Annotated in this window: 24 protein-coding genes; 19 read left to right on the top strand and 5 right to left on the bottom strand. The window is 59.5% G+C overall.

Going from position 1 to position 20858, the window contains the following annotated elements; all coding sequences use genetic code 11:
* Window positions 1-225: 225 nt before the first annotated feature.
* Window positions 226-1113 carry a threonine/homoserine exporter RhtA gene (rhtA, locus tag ACFZPT_RS21895; RefSeq protein WP_047882859.1) on the top strand — a complete coding sequence of 296 codons (888 nt, stop codon included), beginning with the start codon at window positions 226-228 and terminating at the stop codon, window positions 1111-1113.
* A gap of 164 nt (window positions 1114-1277) precedes the next feature.
* A complete protein-coding gene (locus tag ACFZPT_RS21890; RefSeq protein WP_034096797.1) occupies window positions 1278-1559 on the top strand; it encodes a hypothetical protein in 282 nt (93 codons plus the stop codon).
* Window positions 1560-1617: 58 nt separating this feature from the next.
* Here ACFZPT_RS21890 and ACFZPT_RS21885 read toward each other — a convergent pair whose 3' ends face one another.
* The 3 genes from ACFZPT_RS21885 to ACFZPT_RS21875 all read right to left on the bottom strand — a co-directional run bounded on the left by ACFZPT_RS21885 (window position 1618) and on the right by ACFZPT_RS21875 (window position 5140).
* Entirely contained in the window at window positions 1618-3426 is a 1809-nt protein-coding gene (locus tag ACFZPT_RS21885; RefSeq protein ID WP_099313166.1) for an aminopeptidase P family protein, read from the bottom strand.
* A gap of 49 nt (window positions 3427-3475) precedes the next feature.
* Window positions 3476-4636, bottom strand: coding sequence for a cysteine desulfurase family protein (locus ACFZPT_RS21880; protein ID WP_099313165.1), 1161 nt, complete (start codon window positions 4634-4636; stop codon window positions 3476-3478).
* A gap of 234 nt (window positions 4637-4870) precedes the next feature.
* On the bottom strand, window positions 4871-5140 hold the full coding sequence (locus tag ACFZPT_RS21875) for a hypothetical protein (protein WP_034096751.1): 270 nt from the start codon (window positions 5138-5140) through the stop codon (window positions 4871-4873).
* Between the two features lie 272 nt (window positions 5141-5412).
* On the opposite strand from ACFZPT_RS21875, the gene ACFZPT_RS21870 reads away from it, so the two are divergent.
* Window positions 5413-6516, top strand: a complete 1104-nt coding sequence (locus ACFZPT_RS21870; protein ID WP_040266418.1) for a sigma-54-dependent Fis family transcriptional regulator — start codon at window positions 5413-5415, stop codon at window positions 6514-6516.
* On the opposite strand, the gene ACFZPT_RS21865 is transcribed toward ACFZPT_RS21870, so the two are convergent.
* Window positions 6505-6870, bottom strand: coding sequence for an antibiotic biosynthesis monooxygenase (locus ACFZPT_RS21865; protein ID WP_040266416.1), 366 nt, complete (start codon window positions 6868-6870; stop codon window positions 6505-6507). The two genes, ACFZPT_RS21870 and ACFZPT_RS21865, sit on opposite strands and share 12 nt — an antisense overlap.
* Before the next feature lie 99 nt (window positions 6871-6969).
* Between ACFZPT_RS21865 and soxR the strand changes: the two genes are divergently transcribed.
* The 10 genes from soxR to ACFZPT_RS21815 all read left to right on the top strand — a co-directional run bounded on the left by soxR (window position 6970) and on the right by ACFZPT_RS21815 (window position 14368).
* The gene (gene soxR, locus ACFZPT_RS21860) at window positions 6970-7410 is read left to right on the top strand and encodes a redox-sensitive transcriptional activator SoxR (RefSeq protein WP_034096748.1); all 441 of its coding nucleotides are present in this window, start codon (window positions 6970-6972) and stop codon (window positions 7408-7410) included.
* Between the two features lie 101 nt (window positions 7411-7511).
* A complete protein-coding gene (locus ACFZPT_RS21855; RefSeq protein ID WP_034112802.1) occupies window positions 7512-7973 on the top strand; it encodes a VOC family protein in 462 nt (153 codons plus the stop codon).
* A 280-nt stretch (window positions 7974-8253) separates the two neighbouring features.
* Entirely contained in the window at window positions 8254-9456 is a 1203-nt protein-coding gene (locus tag ACFZPT_RS21850; RefSeq protein WP_034096746.1) for a PepSY domain-containing protein, read from the top strand.
* Window positions 9453-9992 (top strand): hypothetical protein, encoded by a 540-nt coding sequence (locus tag ACFZPT_RS21845; protein ID WP_034096745.1) that lies wholly within the window; start codon window positions 9453-9455, stop codon window positions 9990-9992. Before ACFZPT_RS21850 ends, ACFZPT_RS21845 begins: the two co-directional genes overlap by 4 nt.
* Window positions 9989-10312 carry a hypothetical protein gene (locus tag ACFZPT_RS21840; RefSeq protein ID WP_034096744.1) on the top strand — a complete coding sequence of 108 codons (324 nt, stop codon included), beginning with the start codon at window positions 9989-9991 and terminating at the stop codon, window positions 10310-10312. Before ACFZPT_RS21845 ends, ACFZPT_RS21840 begins: the two co-directional genes overlap by 4 nt.
* Window positions 10309-10869, top strand: coding sequence for a DUF6162 family protein (locus ACFZPT_RS21835; protein WP_099313164.1), 561 nt, complete (start codon window positions 10309-10311; stop codon window positions 10867-10869). The genes ACFZPT_RS21840 and ACFZPT_RS21835 overlap by 4 nt, the downstream gene beginning before the upstream one ends.
* 19 nt (window positions 10870-10888) lie before the next feature.
* Window positions 10889-11809 carry a metal ABC transporter substrate-binding protein gene (locus tag ACFZPT_RS21830; RefSeq protein WP_034112760.1) on the top strand — a complete coding sequence of 307 codons (921 nt, stop codon included), beginning with the start codon at window positions 10889-10891 and terminating at the stop codon, window positions 11807-11809.
* Window positions 11806-12552 carry a metal ABC transporter ATP-binding protein gene (locus ACFZPT_RS21825; protein WP_034096741.1) on the top strand — a complete coding sequence of 249 codons (747 nt, stop codon included), beginning with the start codon at window positions 11806-11808 and terminating at the stop codon, window positions 12550-12552. Before ACFZPT_RS21830 ends, ACFZPT_RS21825 begins: the two co-directional genes overlap by 4 nt.
* A complete protein-coding gene (locus ACFZPT_RS21820) occupies window positions 12549-13448 on the top strand; it encodes a metal ABC transporter permease (RefSeq protein ID WP_040266411.1) in 900 nt (299 codons plus the stop codon). Before ACFZPT_RS21825 ends, ACFZPT_RS21820 begins: the two co-directional genes overlap by 4 nt.
* Window positions 13448-14368, top strand: coding sequence for a metal ABC transporter solute-binding protein, Zn/Mn family (locus ACFZPT_RS21815; protein ID WP_034096739.1), 921 nt, complete (start codon window positions 13448-13450; stop codon window positions 14366-14368). Before ACFZPT_RS21820 ends, ACFZPT_RS21815 begins: the two co-directional genes overlap by 1 nt.
* A gap of 43 nt (window positions 14369-14411) precedes the next feature.
* Here ACFZPT_RS21815 and ACFZPT_RS21810 read toward each other — a convergent pair whose 3' ends face one another.
* Complete coding sequence (locus ACFZPT_RS21810; protein WP_034096738.1) at window positions 14412-15125, bottom strand: UTRA domain-containing protein; 714 nt, start codon at window positions 15123-15125, stop codon at window positions 14412-14414.
* A gap of 350 nt (window positions 15126-15475) precedes the next feature.
* On the opposite strand from ACFZPT_RS21810, the gene ACFZPT_RS21805 reads away from it, so the two are divergent.
* The 6 genes from ACFZPT_RS21805 to ACFZPT_RS21780 all read left to right on the top strand — a co-directional run bounded on the left by ACFZPT_RS21805 (window position 15476) and on the right by ACFZPT_RS21780 (window position 20783).
* Complete coding sequence (locus tag ACFZPT_RS21805; RefSeq protein WP_034096737.1) at window positions 15476-16552, top strand: ABC transporter substrate-binding protein; 1077 nt, start codon at window positions 15476-15478, stop codon at window positions 16550-16552.
* A gap of 127 nt (window positions 16553-16679) precedes the next feature.
* On the top strand, window positions 16680-17486 hold the full coding sequence (locus ACFZPT_RS21800; protein ID WP_034096736.1) for an alkaline phosphatase family protein: 807 nt from the start codon (window positions 16680-16682) through the stop codon (window positions 17484-17486).
* Window positions 17487-17491: 5 nt separating this feature from the next.
* Window positions 17492-18328, top strand: coding sequence for an ABC transporter permease subunit (locus tag ACFZPT_RS21795; RefSeq protein ID WP_169868363.1), 837 nt, complete (start codon window positions 17492-17494; stop codon window positions 18326-18328).
* Window positions 18315-19115, top strand: coding sequence for an ABC transporter permease (locus ACFZPT_RS21790; protein WP_034096734.1), 801 nt, complete (start codon window positions 18315-18317; stop codon window positions 19113-19115). Before ACFZPT_RS21795 ends, ACFZPT_RS21790 begins: the two co-directional genes overlap by 14 nt.
* Window positions 19112-20101 (top strand): ABC transporter ATP-binding protein, encoded by a 990-nt coding sequence (locus ACFZPT_RS21785; protein WP_034096733.1) that lies wholly within the window; start codon window positions 19112-19114, stop codon window positions 20099-20101. The genes ACFZPT_RS21790 and ACFZPT_RS21785 overlap by 4 nt, the downstream gene beginning before the upstream one ends.
* Window positions 20102-20129: 28 nt before the next feature.
* Window positions 20130-20783, top strand: a complete 654-nt coding sequence (locus ACFZPT_RS21780) for an HAD family phosphatase (RefSeq protein WP_034096732.1) — start codon at window positions 20130-20132, stop codon at window positions 20781-20783.
* The last annotated feature ends 75 nt before the right edge of the window (window positions 20784-20858 follow it).

Here is a 20858-nt window from a genome sequence, read left to right as displayed (position 1 = left end):
CAAGGAGTTTTCCGTTTCGACTGCGCCGGAAGTGGGGCGAATTATAGACTTCTGGAATCTGCCGTCAAGCGTTAATTTGCGTTTTCTATTAACCCCCTATGAAAGAAACCAAAATACTCTATATAGATAAGCGCCTCACTAAAGCTGAGCAATATATTGCTCATCTTTATCCACTTGAGCATCATACCGTCCTCGCCTATCCAATATGATCTCGGACGAACAACAATGACCTCCTCTCCACGCAGCCTGGCATCAACACTGTTTCCGGTCGGCCTGCTCTTGATTGCCATGGCATCCATCCAATCCGGCGCATCGCTCGCTAAGAGCATGTTCCCGGTCGTGGGCGCACAAGGTACTACTGCTTTGCGCTTGATTTTCGCCAGCGTGATCATGCTGGTTCTGTTACGTCCGTGGCGCGCCAGGCTGACTGCAAAGTCTCTGCGTACAGTGGTTGTCTACGGCATGGCACTGGGCGGCATGAATTTTCTCTTCTATATGTCATTACGCAGTGTTCCTCTGGGTATTGCCGTAGCACTCGAATTCACAGGGCCGCTGGCCGTAGCTATCTATGCCTCCAGGCGAGCGGTTGATTTCCTGTGGATTGCCTTGGCGATCATCGGCCTACTCCTCTTGATTCCGATGGGAGAAGCCAGCAATGGCATTGACTTGCTGGGAGGTGCCTATGCGCTGGGTGCCGGTATCTGTTGGGCGCTTTACATAGTGTTCGGGCAGAAGGCGGGGAACGACAACGGTGTGCAAACCGCGGCCCTAGGCGTGATGATCGCTGCATTGTTTGTGGCACCTATCGGCATCGTTCATGCGGGAACAGCATTGCTGACACCCGCCTTGATTCCGGTCGCCATCGGTGTGGCTATCCTCTCTACCGCGCTGCCCTACACCCTTGAGATGGTCGCACTCACACGCCTGCCGGCTCGCACTTTCGGCACCCTTATGAGTATCGAACCCGCATTCGGCGCACTCTCTGGTTTGCTCTTCCTACAAGAACATCTCTCCATCCCCCAATGGATGGCCATAACCTGCATTATCCTGGCTTCGGTAGGTGCCACACTGACGATGCGCGACGAGTCCAAGCCGCTGGTTCCGGCGGATTGATTCATGGTTGAACGTAGCTCTGGTAATTGCCGCTCGTTTAAGCCATGTTTAGTGCTTAACGAACGTCACTCATGGAGTTTTTCGACAAGGACAGCGCGAACGCCAAGCTCGGCAGCGAGCACAGCCTGCTTCAAGTCTTACGAGGCGGCTTTTTAAGGATAGGAATGAGAAGAATATTGATACTGTTGATGGTCGTGGCGATTGCAGGCTGTGCCGCGACCACAAAAACAGAAGTAAAACGGGGCAAGAAAGGGCTGCATATCAACTGTTCTGGCCTGTCCTCCTCTTGGGAGCAGTGCTACACCAGCGCAACAAATTCATGCGGCACTAAGGGCTATCGGGTGATCGCGAAGTCCGGTGACAATTCCGAAGAACCTGGCGATTACCCCTTCGGCCTCAACCCGGCGGGTTACACCAGCCGGAGCATGATTGTCATTTGTAAGTAGCCGACTTTCAAAACGTGGGTCGATTTTATAGCCGCCCACGCTTTGAGAACCACAACCTTTAAATGGCCGACGTGCGTACAAGCAACCACTCAAGACCAGCGCCACTGAGCAATGGACTCAAACGTTCACGCACCTGTTCGTGATAGGCATTGAGCCACTCGCGCTCATCCGTTGTCAGCAGCGAAGGCTCCAGACAACGGGTATCGATGGGACAGAGGGTCAACGTTTCGAATTTGAGAAACTCGCCAAACTCGGTCTTGCCGGCCTCACGGTTCAACACCAGGTTTTCGATGCGCACCCCCCAACGACCAGGCCGGTAGGTACCCGGCTCAATAGAGGTGATCATCCCCGGCTGCATCGCTGTCTGCGGCGCGGTAGCCGCCTGATAGGCAATCACTTGCGGGCCCTCATGCACATTGAGGAAATAACCTACGCCGTGCCCTGTGCCATGACCGTAATCCACGCCTTCGGCCCAGATAGGAGCGCGGGCAATGGCATCCAACAGCGGTGACAGAATCCCTTTGGGGAAGTGCGCGCGCGACAGTGCGATCACACCCTTAAGCACACGAGTGCAGTCACGTTTCTGCTCGTCGCTTGGCGTGCCGATAGGCACCATGCGCGTAATGTCCGTAGTGCCGCCCAAGTACTGACCGCCAGAGTCAATCAACAGCAAGCCGTCGCCCTCGATAACCGCATGCTCTTCTTCAGTGGCGTGGTAGTGGGGCATCGCGCCATTGGCGTTGAATGCCGCGATAGTGTTGAAACTCAGCGAAACATAATCGGGACGGCGGGCACGAGCTGCCGTCAAGTGTTCGTCGATCGTCAGTTCAGTGATGCGCTCGCGCCCAAGCCCGCCGTCCAGCCAAGCGAAGAATTCGCACAACGCGGCGCCATCCTGTTCCATCGCGCGACGGATATGTTCTGCGTCAGCAAGACTTTTGCGGGATTTGGCCAGCGTCGTCGGGTTTAGCCCCTCAATCAGCTTGACGCCGGCATCCAGGTTTTCCAGCAAACCGGCCGTCACGCGCGCGGGATCAACTTGCACGCTGGCACCCGACGGCACCGCACGCAGCGCCTGCGCTACCTCGCTGTAGTCGCGTAAAGTCACACCGTCCTGCTGCAGCACCGCACGCAACTCGGCATCGACTTTAGTCAACGCTACGAACAATGTGGCCTGCTGCTGACTGATCAGCGCAAAGGACACAAATACCGGATTGAACGACACATCACCGCCACGCAGGTTAAACAACCAGGCGATGTCATCCAGGGTGGCAATAAAATGCCAATCAGCGCCCTTCTCTTTCAGACTGGCGCGCAATGCGGCGAGTTTCTCGCCACGGCCAAGGGTCGCTTGGGGCGGCAGGTGCTGATAGATCGGTTGATCGGGTAAATTCGGCCGGTCTCTCCAAACCTCATTGAGCAAATCGATATCCGTGCGCAACCGTGCGCCGCGCTCTGCGAGCTTGGCGCTCAAGGTTCGCGCTGAAGCAACCGCCATCACCGCACCGTCCACTGCCACTACACCCCCTTCGGGTGTTTGCTCGGCCAGCCACTCCAATGGCCCAGGCTGACCTGGCTGCAGCTTGACCAGCTCGATACCACTGCCTTTAAGTTCCTTGGTGGCTTGCTCCCAGTAACGGCTGTCAGCCCATACACCGGCGAAATCCGCCGTAACGATCAACGTTCCCACGGACCCATAAAAACCAGACAGCCATTGGCGGCCCTGCCAGTAACCCGGCAGGTATTCGGATAGATGCGGGTCGGCCGACGGCACCAGCAAGGCATCGATCCCCTCGCGGCTCATCAGTTCACGGGTATGCGCCAGGCGCTGGGGAACCGTTCCATGGGTCAAAGGCTGCATGCTCATTGTGTCTCCTGCTAACCACAAATAATTGTTATGCGTTGCGAATAAATACTCAGATGGCCCAGAAGGCCGGCGCACTGGCGAGTGCGGCCTTGATCAACTGTGCCGCCCGATCGATGTCCTGCTCAGTGGTAAACCGTCCCAGGCTCAAGCGAATCGTGCGACCGGCGCTACGGGCATCATGGCCCAATGCAAGAAGCACATGAGAAGGCGTATTACTGGCCGAGTTACACGCCGAAGTCGCGGAAAACGCAATGTCCGCACTCAGCGCAGCCGAATTGAATTCACCTTCGCCAAACGTAAGGCTCAGAGTATGGGGAATACGTTGGGTTGGGCTGCCATTGAGGCGCATCCCAGGAACACTGTCCAACTGATCCAACAAGCGTTGACGCAAGGCCGCGATCTTAACCTGTTCTTCGGCGAACGATTCGGCGGCCAGGGCAAACGCCATCCCCATGCCGGCAATCTGATGGGTTGCCAGGGTGCCGGAACGCAAGCCGCCTTCATGCCCACCGCCGTGGATCTGCGCCAATACCTTCTGCTGCGCACGTGGGCCGACGTACAACGCGCCGATGCCCTTGGGCCCATACAACTTGTGCGCGGAAAACGACATCAGATCCACTGGCCACTTTGCCAGGTCAATCGCCACCTTGCCTGCACCCTGCGCCGCGTCAACGTGCAGCAATGCGCCATGCTTGCGCACGCGCGCGCCGATGGTGGGGATGTCATTGAGGGTGCCCAGTTCGTTATTCACCAGCATCAGCGACACCAGGAAGGTGTCTTCACGCAGCGCCTCACTCACCGCATCGGCGCTGATCAACCCGTCGGCGTCCGGAACCAAGTAAGTCACGGCCACGCCGGACTCCTGCAATTGCCGCGCGGTATCCAGAGTGGCCTTGTGCTCAATCTGGCTGGTGATGATATGCCCACCAGCCACTCCCCGCGCCTGGGTCACGCCCTTGATCGCCAGGTTGTTAGATTCCGTAGCGCCGGATGTCCAGACGATCTGTTCGGGCCGTGCGCCCACCAACGCGGCGACCTGCTCGCGCGCCTGCTCCACCGCCTGCCTGGCCGCTTGGCCGAACGCATGGGAGCTGGACGCAGGGTTACCGAAATTGGCATTAAAGCCCAGGCATTCGACCATCACCTGGATGACCCGCTCATCCACCGGCGTGGTGGCGGCGTAGTCGAAATACAACGGACGTTTCGTCATAACGTTCAAACACTCGCAGAGCAGGTTCCCGAGAACAGCGTCTCAGGGGCATCGACCAGAACAAGAGGTCGTCAGGTTTACCCAATCGGATGCCATTGAAAAAGGACCACGTTATTTAAATGTGCGTAGGAACGCTCCTGAAATTGAGCTTAACAGGCTCGGACGGCGCCAAGGCAAACAAAAAGCCCGAGGTCCTTAAAGGAAACCTCGGGCTTTTTGCTACTGGACGCAGGCTCAACTGGGACGACCGTGCAGCGTGACGCTACGCTCGGCGTTCATTTCACCCTGGTGATCAAAGCCGAACGGTTGCTGTGGCTGCCCCATCAAAGCGGCGCGCTGGCGTTGGTACTCATCAAAGGACAGCCCGCGACGACTGAGGGTTTCCAGCGCCAACTGCTTGGTTTCTTCCGCCGTATAGGGACGCAATTCGGGCGAAGGATGGTTCGCACAACCGCCCAACACAGAAGCTACAAGTAATAAAGAAACAGCGAGAAATCGGTTCATGGCGACAGTCCTGTTGGTGGGGCCCAAGTCAATGAACACAGGCTACTCCCGCCTATTCACAGTGAAAAATCACCGTCTTCGATAGTTGCTATCAACCGCTCAGGCACCTTCGATAGCTACATCGTCAAATATTCTAAATTGATCTATCAATATGGAAATTGATTAATTTACGGAATAACAACAACCCTCTATAACAAGCCACAACATGTGCCCGCGCTCCCCCCATCGACGACATAAACCAGTCCTGACGCGCACTGACAAGAGAGGTATCCATGCAGCTTCTGACCTTACCCTCCTCCCCAGCCCTGGCGACCTCTATCCGCGCCACGGCCCAGGTTTTCGAGGACCCGAAGTCTCAGGCCCTGCTCGCCCATATCCAGCAAGTAGCGCCCAGCGAAGCCAGCGTGCTGATTATCGGTGAAACCGGTACTGGCAAAGAGCTGGTGGCGCGCCACATCCATAACCTCAGCGCACGGCGTCACCGACCGTTCGTGGCAGTGAACTGCGGGGCTTTCTCTGAATCACTGGTGGAAGCCGAATTGTTCGGGCATGAAAAAGGCGCCTTCACCGGCGCCCTCACTGCCAAGGCCGGCTGGTTTGAGGAGGCCGATGGCGGCACGCTGTTTCTGGATGAAATAGGCGATTTGCCCATGGCGATCCAAGTCAAATTGTTGCGGGTACTGCAGGAGCGAGAAGTGGTGCGCCTCGGTTCGCGTAAGAGCATTCCGATTGATGTGCGCGTAGTGGCTGCTACTAATGTTCAGTTAGAGAAAGCCATCAACGCCGGACATTTCCGCGAGGACCTCTATTACCGTCTGGATGTAGTCAGCCTAGAACTCAGCCCATTGCGTGAACGGCCCGGCGATATCCTGCCGTTGGTGCGCCACTTTATCCAAACCTACAGCCAGCGCCTGGGCTACGGATCGGTGACTATCAACCACGAGGCGCAGCTCAAGCTGAAAAGTTACAGCTGGCCGGGCAATATCCGCGAGCTGGAAAACGTTATCCATCACACCCTGCTGATCTGCCGTAATGGCGTGATCGAGCGCGAGGATTTGCGCCTGTCGAATCTGCGCATTGATCGCCAGGACGACTCCGCGCACGCCCTCGACAACAGCGCCGAGGCCCTGCTGGAGCGCGCATTTCAGAAGCTGTTCGAAGAGCAGGCCGGTGCTCTGCATGAAAAGGTTGAAGACGCCCTGCTGCGCGCCGCCTACCGATTCAGCCATTACAACCAGGTACACACCGCCAACCTGCTGGGCCTGAGCCGGAATGTGGCCCGTAGCCGTCTGATCAAAATCGGTGAACTGGCGGTGAACAAACGTCGGCCAGGGGAAACCCTTCAAGGTGGGCGGATGCTGCACCTATCCGTTTAAACGACAGTGCAATGCGTTGTCGGGGCCACGTTCGAAACTCTGCAACACTTGGAAAGAACCGAAGGTAACCGCAGTGGCGCGATGGGCGCGAATCAGCGTCCAGAAGTCCTCATCGCCCTGCTCGAAACGCTGGAACGCCGCCTCGCCCTCCTCACGCGATTGCCATTGCAGGTAATTGAGCACGCGTCGCCCGTCAGCACTGATCTGGACGCTGGCGCTCAGAAAACCCTCCTGGCTCTGGGCCAGGCGCTCACTCTGGGTAGACAAGGCCGCCACCAGTGCCAATTGTTGCGGGGGCTCGACGTGGAATTCGATCAGTTGAGTGAAGCTGCGACTTTTCTCTATTACCCGCATGGACTGTCTCCTTTCTATGTAGGCAGAATCTTGCGATTAGATGCCACGCAGGGTAAAACCTCGAGTTAAGTCAAGGTCAAGCACTGATTCGGAGTTTTCATGCTCAATAAAGAACTGACCGTCGGCCAATTGGCTGCGCGCAGTGGTGTAGCCGTTACAGCCCTGCACTTTTACGAAACCAAAGGGCTTATCAAAAGTCATCGCAACGCCGGCAATCAACGGCGCTACCCGCGGGACGTATTGCGCCGCGTGGTGGTGATCAAAATCGCGCAACGCCTGGGGATTCCGTTGGCGACGATCGGCGAGGCGTTGCAGGCCTTGCCGGATGGCCGTACTCCTACGGCGCAGGATTGGGAGCGCTTGTCGGCGCAATGGCGCGAAGACTTGGATGAACGCATCCATAAACTGCAATTGCTGCGCGACAAGCTCAACGGCTGCATTGGGTGCGGATGCCTGTCATTGGAGGCGTGCCCGTTACGCAATCAGGGTGATCAGCTCGGCGAGCGCGGGCCAGGCGCGCACTTGCTCGAACCGGATTGACTGTCCTGGCCCACATCGCCGCCTCCCTGATTGGCGTGACCTATAGTGAAGTGGTCGGTAAACACCGGCGTCTTCCAATCCACCTGATCAAGGAGAGCGATATGAGCGTCAAACCTATCCCGGAAGGCTATCACCGCATCACGCCGTATCTGGGAATCAACGAAGCCGCTGAGGCCATCGAGTTTTACAAGACAGCCTTCGGCGCCCAGCAAATCATGCGCTTGGACATGCCCGACGGCAGGGTCGGTCACGCCGAGCTGCGCATCGGCGATTCGGCATTCATGCTGGGCTCGCCCTGCGAAGAAAGCGCTCTACACAGCCCAAACAACGGTCATACCAGTGTTGGCCTGCATTTATATGTAGAGGACGTCGATGCGCAGTATCAAAAAGCCATCGACGCCGGCGCTAAAATCATCTCCAGACCAAGCGACCAATTCTACGGCGATCGTTCCGGCACACTGCGCGATCCTTTCGGCCATGTGTGGTTCGTGGCGACGCAAAAAGAGTCTTTGTCTGAAGATCAAATTAAACAGCGCGCGAAGGCGTTGTTCCAGCAAAGCTGAGACCTTCGAGCTGTGTAGCACCAGGCTTGCTCGCCATGGAAGCCCGTTCGGCCATAGACGTCGCCGACCTGACCAGAGCAAGCCCCACCCCCCGTTTGTTGGGCGATATCAAGCAAGCGATAAGGCACGGATGAAAGCTTGAAACATTTTCTTTCATTTGTGCCTTAGGGATTTCTCATTCTCATCCGTCTTAACTTAGATACAGCCTGTCGCGTCAGCAAAAGCTACGACTGGCCTTTTCCGGGCCCGCATTGCCCCTCCGATCAAGACCCTCATTCACATGTCGAAGAAGTCGCGCTCCAAACTCTGGTTTCTCGTACACAGCTGGCTGGCGTTGCCCATCTGGTTTTTTGTACTGATCGTCTGCGTCACCGGCACCCTGGCGGTGGTCAGCCAGGAAATCGTCTGGCTGGCCAACCCTGACATCCGCGCGAGCAAACCGTCCGACGATGCCGAACCGCTGAGCTTTGACCAAGTGATCGCCGCCATCAAGCGCGACGATCCGCACGTCATCGTGCGCTCCATCATTCGCCCCGATGAATCGCACTTCGCCTTGAGTGTGGGCCTGAGCTATCCCGACGGACGTTCGGTGGAGGCGTATGCCAACCCTTATACCGGCGCGATCCAGGGCATCAGCCCTGCTTTCGATTTCCAGCAATTCACCCGCGCGCTGCACGGCTGGTGGCTGGTGCCTTTTACCAACGGCTACAGTTGGGGCTGGTACCTGGTTTCATTGCTCGGCTTGCCGTTGCTGGCGTCACTGATCACCGGCCTGGTGGTGTACAAGCGCTTCTGGAAAGGTTTCCTGCGCCCGACCTTGCGTATCCGCCATGGTGCGCGGATCTTCTGGGGCGACTTCCACCGCCTGAGCGGAATCTGGTCGATCTGGTTCATTGCGGTTATTTCCATCACCGGCACCTGGTTCTTGATCCAGGCGTTCCTGGGGGACAACCAGATCTCCATTTCCAGCGAACCCATCGTGCCGGTAATCGCCCGGGAGAAAGTACCGACATCCGCCCCTGGCGTACCGGCACCGATGATTCCCTTGGACGATGCCATCAAGATCGCCACCCAGCGCATTCCAGGGCTGGAAGCCAGCTTCGTATTCCTGCCGCTCAACGCTTACAGCCATCTGCAGATCGGTGGCCGCGGCTGGTACCCGCTGATGTTCCAGACCGCGCAACTGAACCCTTATGACGGCGATATCGCCGTTTCGCACCTGTTGTCCGACCGCACTGCCCTGGAGTTCGTCACCGAATCCATGCGCCCGCTGCACACCGGAGACTTCGGTGGCCTGTGGATCAAGCTGATCTGGGCGTTCTTCGGTCTGGTGCTGAGCATGATGGTATTGAGTGGCCTGCTGATCTGGACCAAACGCACCGCCCTGGCCACCGCCAATGCCCTCAAACGCAGCCACAAAGCGCCGCGCCAGGCCGCGTCCATCCCGGCCATGCAGGCTGAAACCCCGGAGACCAACCGATGAGCAAAGTCGCTGCCGCTGCACCGCCGTCGCCGCTGCGGGCGTTCTGGCTGAAATGGCGTTTCCATATCAACATCCTCCTCGTGCTGGTGCCGTTGGGCTTTATGCCCAAGTACTTCGCCGACGCCGCACTGTTTCGCGGGGACACCGGTATCGGCGAACGGGTAGCCGGTGAAGTGCAGGTCGGCCCCTGGAGCCTGACCCTCGCCGAGTTCCGTAACGAGGGCCCGCGCCCCGACCCGGCGGGCCCGATGAAATTTTTCAATGCTGCCCTGTGTGACGTCTGCGCCGATCAGGTCAAGGCCACTTATCTGCGTATCGGCAAACCCCGCAGCCTACGCGCCGCCGGCGTGATCTTCTTTGGCACGCCGTATCGCATGGGGGCCGGTCTGCCGGTGCCGGAGCGCACGCCGGTAGACGCCGAACTGTGGGTCACCATGGAAGGCTGGGACGGCACGATGCACCAGGGTTCCATCCCGCTGAGCCAGGCCTCCCCTGCCACCATTGCCTGGCTGAACAAGCAAGGAGTAAAACCATGACCTCGATCCTGCGCACCTATATCATCGCGCTGCTGTGTGTAGGCTTCAGCGCCACCGCCGTGGCCCACAATCCCATGTGCGAATGCAAGGAAATACCCGGCGAGCAAATCCAGTGCAAAGGTGGATTCTCCGATGGCAGCGGTGCACCCGGCGTGACCCTGGACGTGATCGGCTACGACGAAACCATCCTGATGCCCGGCAAACTCGGCGAGGATTCGACCCTCACGTTCAAGAAACCTTCGGCCGAGTTCTACGTGTTGTTCGATGCCGGCCCTGGCCATGTGGTGGAAATCGATCAAGCGGATATCCAGCCCCAATGAGTACTACCCAGGTTGTACGCCCCGCTGGTGCCGGCCACGAAACCCTCTACGTTCTGCTGGTGTGCCTGATCATCCTGGCGGTCGCCGGGACGGTGGTGGCCCTTCACGGCGAGTCCCAGCAGGTTGCGACTCTGCCCAGCCATCAATTGGACGCGCGGCGCGACCTGAGCGCCGCCGAGCAAGGCATCTACGCCGACCTGCGCGTGACCCTGGATGAAATCCATCTGTTGCAACAAGAGCAGAGCGCCCTGCCGACGCCCGAGCAACTGGCCGAGGAAGGCTTCGCGCCGTTCGCTCAAGATGCCAGCTCGGTCAGCCGTGGCGATCACCGCTGGCAGTTGCTGACACCGTCGGCTTATCTGGGAATGAGCCAGGCACCTGGGGTGAGCGGCTCATTGCTGATGCGCGTGCAGGGCAGCGAACCGGATATCTGGCTCAACCGATCCAACGACATCGCCGCCCCTTCCGACCTCACTGACCAGGCGCTGATCGCAGCCGGCTGGCAACAGGTGGTCACGCAATTCGATGCCGGCGTGACCCGCCAGCACCGTCACTGAACGAGAAGACCGATTGCCCATGTCTATTTCATCTCCCCTGTTGCGCCTACTGCTGGTTGGCCTGCTCAGCCTGATGCTCACCCCTTTCGCCAACGCCGAAGCGGCCAAGCGCCTGCGCATCGGCATCACGCTGCACCCTTATTACAGTTACGTGGCCAATGTCGTCGGCGACAAGGCCGAGGTGGTGCCGCTGATCCCGGCCGGGTTCAACCCCCACGCCTACGAGCCGCGCGCCGAGGACATCAAGCGCATCGGCACGCTGGACGTGATCGTGCTCAATGGTGTCGGCCATGACGATTTCGCCGACCGCATGATCGCCACCAGCGAACGCCCCGACATCCCGGTGATCGAGGCCAACGCCAATGTGCCGTTGCTGGCCGCCACCGGCAACGCCGCGCGCGGCGCGGGCAAAGTGGTCAACCCACATACCTTCCTGTCGATCAGCGCGTCGATTGCCCAGGTCAACAACATCGCCCGCGAACTGGGCAAGCTCGACCCCGACAACGCCAAGACCTACACCCAGAACGCCCGCGCCTACGGCAAGCGCCTGCGCCAGATGCGCGCCGACGCCCTGGCCAAGCTCACCAGCGCGCCCAACCCAGACCTGCGTGTCGCCACGGTGCACGCGGCCTACGACTACCTGCTGCGCGAGTTTGGCCTGGAAGTCACCGCAGTGGTCGAGCCAGCCCACGGTATAGAACCCAGCCCAAGCCAGTTGAAGAAAACCATCGATGAACTGCGCGCCTTGGATGTGAAGGTGATTTTCTCGGAGATGGATTTCCCGTCCACCTACGTCGATACCATCCAGCGCGAATCCGGGGTCAAGCTGTACCCGCTCTCGCATATTTCCTACGGCGAATACAGCGCTGAAAAGTATGAAGTGGAAATGACCGGCAACCTCAACACCGTGGTCCGTGCCATTCAGGAGTCAGGCGCATGACCGCCGCCGAACAGCTGAACGTCGCCAGCATCGGGCCGACCCTCGACTTCGACAAGGTGTCGCTGACCCTGGGCCGTACCGCGATCCTGGCCGAGGTGAGTTTTCAGGTCCAGCCGGGCAGCATCCACGCGCTGGTGGGACCAAACGGCGGCGGGAAAAGCTCGCTGATCAAGACATTGCTGGGGCAGACACCGCACCAGGGCCGCTTGAGTCTGGCGTGGCCGTCCTCGCCCGGCACCATCGGCTATGTCCCCCAGGCCTTGGAGTTCGACCGAGGTTTGCCGATGACCGTCGACGATTTCATGGCTGCAATGTGCCAGCGGCGCCCGGCGTTTCTTGGCCTGTCCCGGCATTACGCGGCCGCCATCGGCGAGGCGCTGGAGCGGGTGGGCATGCAGGATAAGCGCAAGCGCCGCATGGGCGCGTTATCCGGCGGCGAACGCCAGCGCGTGCTGCTGGCCCAGGGCCTGATCCCGGCCCCCCAATTGCTGGTGTTGGATGAACCGATGTCGGCCCTCGATGAGGCCGGCATCCAGGTGTTCGAACGCCTGCTCAACGACTGGCGCCTGGCTGGCATCACCGTCCTGTGGATCGAACACGATCTGGAAGCGGTTGGCCGCCTGGCAGATCGGGTAACTGGTCTGAACCGCCGCGTGCTGTTCGATGCCACGCCCAAAGAAGCGCTGACGCCTGACCGCCTGCTGACCCTGTTCTCTACTCACCCTCGGAGCACGGCGCCATGAGTTATGAAGCATTTCGCCTGATGGTCCAGGGCTGGGCTTCTTCGGGTTACCTGCCGGAAGCCTTGGCCTACGGCTTTGTAGTCAACGCATTGCTCGCGGGCCTGTTGATCGGCCCGGTATTGGGTGGACTGGGCACGCTGGTGGTAGTCAAACGCTTTGCGTTCTTCTCCGAAGCGGTCGGCCACGCCGCGCTGACCGGCGTAGCCGTGGGCATTCTGCTCGGCGAGCCCTACACCGGGCCGTACGGCAGCCTGTTCGGCTACTGCCTGTTGTTCGGCATCCTGCTCAACTACTTGCGCAACCGCACCGGGCTGGCGCCGGACACCTTGATCGGCGTGTTCCTGTCGGTTTCCCTGGCATTGGGCGCGAGCCTGCTGTTGATCCTGGCGGGCAAGATCAATGTACACATCCTGGAAAACGTGTTGTTCGGTTCGGTACTGACGGTTAACGGCAACGATCTGCTGGTGCTGGCGATTGTCGGTTCCCTGGTGATGGCCCTGGCATTGCCGCTGTACAACCGCATCATGCTCGCCAGCTTCAATCCCCAACTGGCGGCCGTGCGTGGCGTGGCAGTGAAGACTTTGGATTATCTGTTCGTGATCCTGGTGACACTGATCACCGTGGCGGCGGTCAAGGTCATCGGCGCGATCCTGGTGGGCGCGCTGCTGGTGATTCCGGCGGCGGCGGCGCGGCTGTTGAGCCAGTCGCTCAAAGGGTTTTTCTGGGTCTCGGTGGTGATCGCCACCGTCAGCACCCTCTGTGGCATTCTGCTACCGATCATATTTGACCTGCCCATACCCTCCGGCGCCGCGATCATCCTCGTCGCCGGTATCGCCTTCGCCTGCGCGGCCATCGCGCGGGGCGTCGTCCCCAGCCTGAAAGGGAACCTTGGATAATGCGCTTCGTTCTACACCCTCTGACTCTGGCCTTCGCCTGCCTGATCGCCACACCGCTGATGGCGACCGAATCGGTGAAACCGGCGGTGCACGCCGCCAAACCTGTGAAAGTGCTAGCCTCGTTGCCCATCACTTATGGCCTGGCGGACGTGTTGCTCAAAGGCACCGACGTGCAGCTGGAACGTGCCGCGCCGGCCAACCTACCCGGCACGCGACAGGTATCGTATTTCACGGGGCGTGGCGCATCGGCGCTCAGCACATTGGCCCAAGACGCCGACGCCGCCATCGGTTTGCGCTCGCTATGGCCGGATGACGCGCTGTACCCGGTGGCGCGACGCAGCAATATCCGTATCGTCGAAGTGGATGCCGCGCGTCCGGTGGACGGGGGTTTGCCGGGGATCGCCGTGCAACCCGGCGCCTCCGACGGTTTGAATAGCCAGCCCTGGCAATCGAGTAACAACCTGGGCCGCATGGCCGATGTAATGGCCGCCGACCTGAGCCGTCTGGCGCCGGGGGCCAAAACGAAGATCGACGCCAATCTCGCCGCCCTCAAGCAACGCCTGCTTAAATTCAGCGCCGACAGCGAGGCACGCCTGGCCAAGGCGGACAACCTGAGCGTGGTCAGCCTGAGCGATCATTTCGCCTACCTGATCAGCAGCCTGAACCTGGAAGCGCTCAGCACGGACGCCCGCCCCGACGCCGAGTGGACGCCCGACGCATTGCGCAAACTCACCGCTGATCTGAAGGACAATGACGTCGGAGTGGTGCTGCATCATCGTCAGCCGAGTGAGGCGGTAAAAGCCGCAGTGACAGCAGGTGGCGCGCAGCTTCTGGTACTCAACGTCGACGGCGCGGAGCCGGTGACGGAGTTGGAAAACAATGTGGATCAGGTGATCAAAAGCCTTACGCCGCGCGGCTAAATGACAGCGGTCTTAAGGGGGACTTGGATTGGCCGCTGTTCACTCAGACGACATCCACCCCCACGTGAATCGCGTCATGCCGCCAAAACTCCAGATCGCAGTCGATCAGGCGCTGGTGCTGGTCATAGTTGACCCGGGCAATGCGCAGGCCGGGGCTGCCCACCGAGACGCGCAACGCAGCGGCCGCCTCCACGGGCAGTGAGGTCGGGACGATCTCGAAACGCACCCGCCCGTAATGCACGTCGTACTTGCTTGCGTACAGCTCAGTCATCGACTGGGTCAAATCACACGCCAGGATTCCGGGAAAATACAGCGGGTTCAGGTAGTGCTCTACATACAACACCAAGCGCCCATCGATCCGCCGGCCCCGGCAGATCTGAATCACGCTGGACAACGCCGGCAACTGCAGCCAGGCGCACACCGCCGCCGAGGCCGGTTGCAAGCGTGCGCTGAGTACTTCGGTGGACGCCACCCGGCCCTGATCACTGACCATCGCGTGAAAGTGGCTGCGCTGCATCAGGTTGTAGGCCAGTCGCGGCGGCGATACAAACCAGCCACGGCGTTCCTCGCGATAGATCTGCCCTTGAGCCTCCAGTTGTAACAAGGCTTCCCGCACGGTTATGCGAGTGGTACCAAACAACTCGCTAAGCTTGCGTTCGGCAGGCAATTTGTGGCCGGGGGGCAATAGACCGTGATCGATCTGCTCCTGCAGCGCCAGGCCGATGGAAGTCACCGCCTTGATTGCTTCATCACGCATCAACGTTACCTATCTGGACTAGACCAGCACCGTTCAGGTGCATAAAGCGCTCGATAAATGGGCCCTTGTTACTGCGTGTCAGCCTAGGCATTACAAATGACCGAGAGATGACAGCACCTGCCGGGGTGGCATACCACACTCTGCAATACATCGGCCAAGTCCAGTCAATGCGGGCCCTGGGGCATGGTCTACGCTAAGTTTGCGCTGACCGACATCAACGCTTTAAAAACGACATCGACATGAAACTGTCATCCATCGAGCCTAGATTGGCTCAGGTATTGCTGACCTAGACCAAACCACCGCAATCGTTCGTAAAAACGCAGCGTTGTTAACGCCCATAGGAGCTTCGGATGAAACAGCTTTTCCTGGCATCACTGTTAGGCTCGACCATTGCCATGTGCACCGCGGCCATGGCTGCCGATACCGATCTAAAAACCCTGGAAGCCGCCGCGAAAGCGGAAGGCGCCGTCAACAGCGTCGGCATGCCCGATGACTGGGCCAACTGGAAAGGCACCTGGGACGATCTGGCCAAGACCTACGGCCTCAAGCACATCGACACCGACATGAGTTCCGCCCAGGAAATTGCCAAGTTCAAAGCCGAAAAGGACAATGCCAGCGCCGATATCGGCGACGTCGGCGCCGCCTTCGGCCCGATTGCGGTGAAGCAGGAAGTGACCCAGCCTTACAAACCGTCCACCTGGGCACAGGTGCCGGATTGGGCAAAAGACAAGGACGGCCACTGGGCGCTGGCGTACACCGGCACTATCGCGTTTATCGTCAACAAAAAGCTGCTGCACGGCTCTGAAGTCCCCCACAGCTGGGCCGACCTGCAAACCGGCAAGTACAAGGTGTCCGTGGGTGACGTCAGCACAGCGGCACAGGCGGCCAACGGCGTATTGGCAGCAGCTATCGCCAACAAAGGCGACGAGAAGAACATTGCCCCTGGGCTGCAGTTTTTCACCAAGATCGCCCAGCAAGGGCGCCTCTCACTGTCCAACCCGACCATCGCCACCATGGAAAAAGGCGAAGTCGAAGTGGGCATCGTCTGGGACTTCAACGGCCTGAGCTACAAAGCCAAAATGGCCAACCCGGATGACTACGTGGTGCTGATCCCATCGGACGGCTCGGTGAAATCCGGCTACACCACCATCATCAACAAATACGCCAAGCACCCGAATGCGGCCAAGTTGACCCGCGAGTACATCTTCAGCGATGCCGGCCAGCTCAACCTGGCCCGGGGCAATGCACGCCCCATCCGTGCCGAAACCGACCTGAAACTGCCGGCCGATATCGCCAAGAACCTGATCCCGGGCGAGCAGTACACCAAGGCCAACCCACAGCCGATCAAGGACGCCGATGCCTGGGAAAAAACGTCCAAGAAGTTGCCTCAGCTGTGGAACGAGCAGGTCATCGTAGAGATGAAATAAGCCTGTCGCCCACATTGGAAATCCACTGGAGATCCAATATGGGAGGGGGCTAGCCCCCTCCCATACTTTTGACCTCTTTCCTCCTGAGGAATTGAGTCAAGTCTATTGCTGCGGAGCGCTCTCCCCCATGAAGCACAACGTCATCCTTGTCGTGCTCGACGGCCTGAACTTCGAGGTTGCAAGGCACGCCATGGGACATTTGCAAGCGTATGTCAGCGCAGGACGCGCAGCCCTCTACAAACTGGATTGTGAACTGCCCGCGCTGTCCCGCCCGTTGTACGAATGCATCCTCACCGGCGTACCGCCGATCCAGAGCGGTATCGTCCACAACAACGTCTCGCGCCTGTCCAACCAGCGCAGCCTATTCCATTACGCCACCGCCGCCGGCCTTAGTACCGCAGCGGCGGCTTATCACTGGGTCAGCGAGCTGTACAACCGCACGCCGTTCATGCCTGCGCGGGACCGTCATACCCACGACCCGGCGCTGGCGATCCAACACGGGCATTTCTACTGGAATGACCACTACCCGGACTCCCACCTGTTCGCCGATGCCGAAAGCTTGCGGCTCAAGCACACGCCGAACTTTCTGCTGGTGCACCCGATGAACATCGACGACGCCGGCCACAAACATGGCCTCGACACCGCGCAATATCGCAACAGCGCCCGCTCGGCCGACATCATCCTGGCCGATTACCTGCAAGGCTGGCTCGATGCCGGCTACCAGGTGCTGGTGACCGCCGACCACGGCATGAACAACGACCGCTCCCACAACGGCCTGCTGCCGGAAGAGCGCGAAGTACCACTGTTTGTGCTGGGCGATGCCTTCAGCCTGGATGCCGGCGCAGCGCCGAAACAAACCGAGCTGTGCGGCACTGTCTGCGAACTATTGGGCGTGCCCCACGACAAACCTGTCTGCCGGGAGTTGCTCAAGTGAATGCCATGACCCGCGGCAAATGGCTGGCCCTGCTGTGCCTGATGCCTTTTGCCCTGTTCTTTATCGTGTTCGAAATCGCGCCGTTGGCATGGGTGCTGATCAACAGCCTGCAAACCGAAGAGTCCGGCTGGGGCGTAGACAACTTCACGCGGATCTTCAGCTCCAAGTTCTACCTGCAGGCCATCCAGTACAGTCTGGAGATCAGTTTCTACTCCAGTGTGTTCGGGATCATCATTTCCGTGCTGGGCAGCTACTCGCTGCGCCGGGTGGACTCGCCCCTGCGCAACTTCGTCACCGCCTTCGCCAACATGACCAGCAACTTCGCCGGCGTCCCCCTGGCCTTCGCCTTCATCATTCTGTTGGGGTTCAACGGCAGTATCACGATCATGCTCAAGCAGGCGGGCATCATCGAAGACTTCAACCTGTACTCGAAAACCGGGTTGATCATCCTCTATACCTATTTCCAGATTCCTCTCGGCGTGTTGCTGCTTTACCCGGCCTTCGATGCCTTGCGCGAGGACTGGCGTGAGTCGGCAGCGCTGCTGGGCGCCAGTGGCTGGCAGTTCTGGCGACACATTGGCCTGCCAGTGCTCACGCCCGCGCTGCTCGGCACCTTCGTGATCCTGCTGGCCAATGCCTTGGGCGCCTATGCCACGGTGTACGCATTGACCACCGGCAATTTCAACGTCTTGCCGATCCGCATCGCCGCGATGGTGTCCGGGGATATCTCCCTGGACCCGAACATGGCCAGCGCCCTCGCCGTGGTCCTGGTGGCGTTGATGACCGTGATCACCGTGGTCCATCAATTGCTGCTCAAGAGGAGCTACCATGTCTCGCGCTGAAGCCGGCCCGGCCTCCCTCTACCATCGCGTGATGGTGTACCTGCTGTTTGCCATTCTGGTACTGCCGTTGGTGGGCACGTTTGTCTATTCGATTGCCAGCAGCTGGTCGGCGACCATTCTGCCGGCCGGTTTTACCCTGAAATGGTATGTGCAGCTGTGGAGCGACCCGCGCTTTCTGATGGCCTTCGGTCAATCATTGGTAGTGTGCGTGGGCGCGCTGATCCTGTCGGTGGTGCTGATCCTGCCGCTGCTGTTCGTGGTGCATTACCACTTTCCCAAACTCGACGCGCTGATGAATATCCTGATCCTGCTGCCGTTTGCGGTGCCGCCGGTGGTGTCGTCGGTAGGCTTGCTGCAGCTTTACGGCTCCGGGCCGATGGCGATGGTGGGCACGCCGTGGATCCTGATCGGCTGCTACTTCACGGTCGCGCTGCCGTTTATGTATCGGGCGATCACCAACAACCTGCAGGCCATCAACCTGCGCGACCTGATGGACGCCTCGCAACTGCTCGGCGCCAGCACCTGGCAAGCCGCAATCCTGGTGGTGCTGCCCAATCTGCGCAAAGGCCTGATGGTGGCACTGTTACTGTCGTTCTCGTTCCTGTTCGGTGAGTTCGTGTTCGCCAACATCCTGGTGGGCACCCGCTACGAAACCCTGCAGGTGTACCTCAACAATATGCGCAACAGCAGCGGCCACTTCACCAGCGCCGTGGTCATTTCCTACTTCTTCTTTGTACTGGTATTGACCTGGGTCGCCACCTTCTTGAACAAGGACAAAAGCCAATGAGCTTCGTCAGCGTGCAACATCTGCAGAAAAGCTACGCCGGCACGCCGGTGTTCAGCGACATCAATTGCGAAATCGCCAAGGGTGAATTCGTCACCCTGCTCGGCCCGTCCGGTTGCGGCAAATCGACCCTGCTGCGCTGCATCGCCGGCCTGACAGCCGTGGACAGTGGGCAAATCCTGCTGGATGGCCAGGACATCGTTCCGCTGAGCCCACAGAAGCGCCACATCGGCATGGTGTTCCAGAGCTATGCGCTGTTCCCCAACATGACCGTCGAGCAAAACGTCGCGTTTGGCCTGCGCATGCAAAAGGTCAACGCCGCTGACAGCCACAAGCGCGTGCAGGAAGTACTGCAACTGGTGGAACTCAAAGACCTGGCAGGCCGTTATCCGCACCAGATGTCCGGCGGCCAGTGCCAGCGTGTCGCCCTGGCCCGCTCTCTGGTGACCCGCCCACGCCTGTTGCTGCTGGATGAACCGCTGTCGGCGCTTGATGCCCGGATTCGCAAGCACCTGCGCGAACAGATCCGCGAGATTCAGCGCGAGCTGGGGCTGACCACGATTTTCGTGACCCATGACCAGGAGGAAGCGCTGACCATGTCCGACCGCATCTTCCTGATGAACCAGGGCAAGATCGTGCAGAGCGGCGATGCGGAGACGCTCTATACGGCGCCGGTGGACGTATTCGCCGCCGGTTTTATCGGCAACTACAACCTGCTGGACTCCGACACGGCTAGTCGCTTGCTGCAACGCCCGATCAGCGGCCGCATCGCGATTCGCCCGGAATCCATCGAACTGAGCCGCAGCGGCGAACTTGACGCACTAGTGCGCAGCCACAGTCTGCTGGGCAACGTGATCCGCTATCGTATCGAAGCCCGCGGCGTAGAGCTGGTGGTGGATGTGCTCAACCGTTCGGCGCAGGATCTGCACCCTGACGGCCAGCGCCTGGCACTTTCCATCGACCCCAGCGCGCTATGTGAAGTAGCCTGAGCAGTGATTTATTGAGAGAGCGTAACGGATGGCATTGGTAATTTTTGATTTGGACGACACCCTGATCCACGGCGACTGCGCCACCTTATGGAGCGAGCAGATGGGCCGTCTGGGCTGGGTCGACCCCGAGTCGTTCATGCGCAGGAACAACGAACTGATGGACGCCTACAGCCAAGGCAAACTGGCGATGGAAGAGTTTATGGACTTCAGCCTGGAGCCGATGATCGGCCGCACGCCGGAGGAAATCGAGCACTTGGTGGAGCCGTGGGTCGAAGACGTGATCGAACCGCTGATCTACAGCGACGCCACCAAAACCATTGCCCGCCACCGAGCGCAGGGCGACCGGATTCTGGTGATCTCCGCGTCGGGCACGCATTTGGTCAAGCCGATTGCTGCGCGTATCGGCATCGACGAAGTGCTGGGCATCGAGCTGGAGGTCAGCCATGGCGTTTACAGCGGTAAAACGGTGGGCGTACTGACTTACCGGGAAGGCAAGATCAAGCGTTTGCTGGACTGGCTGGCGCAGGAAGATGAAAACCTGGACGGTGCGTACTTCTATTCGGATTCGCGCAATGACTTGCCACTGCTGCTGAAGGTCGATCATCCCCAGGTGGTGAACCCGGATCCGGTATTGCGGGCACATGCCGAGCAGGCGGGCTGGCCGATTCATCACTGGGTTTGATGCCGCCCTGGAGGCTGCTATAAATCGACGCGATCAAGGCCAGAAGTCGTCATTAGAATGTGAAATGAGCCTACA

The sequence above is a fragment of the Pseudomonas sp. MD330_10 genome (assembly GCF_042610415.1).
GTDB classification, from domain to species: Bacteria; Pseudomonadota; Gammaproteobacteria; order Pseudomonadales; family Pseudomonadaceae; genus Aquipseudomonas; species Aquipseudomonas rhodesiae.
This window is presented reverse-complemented; position numbering and strand designations above follow the sequence as displayed.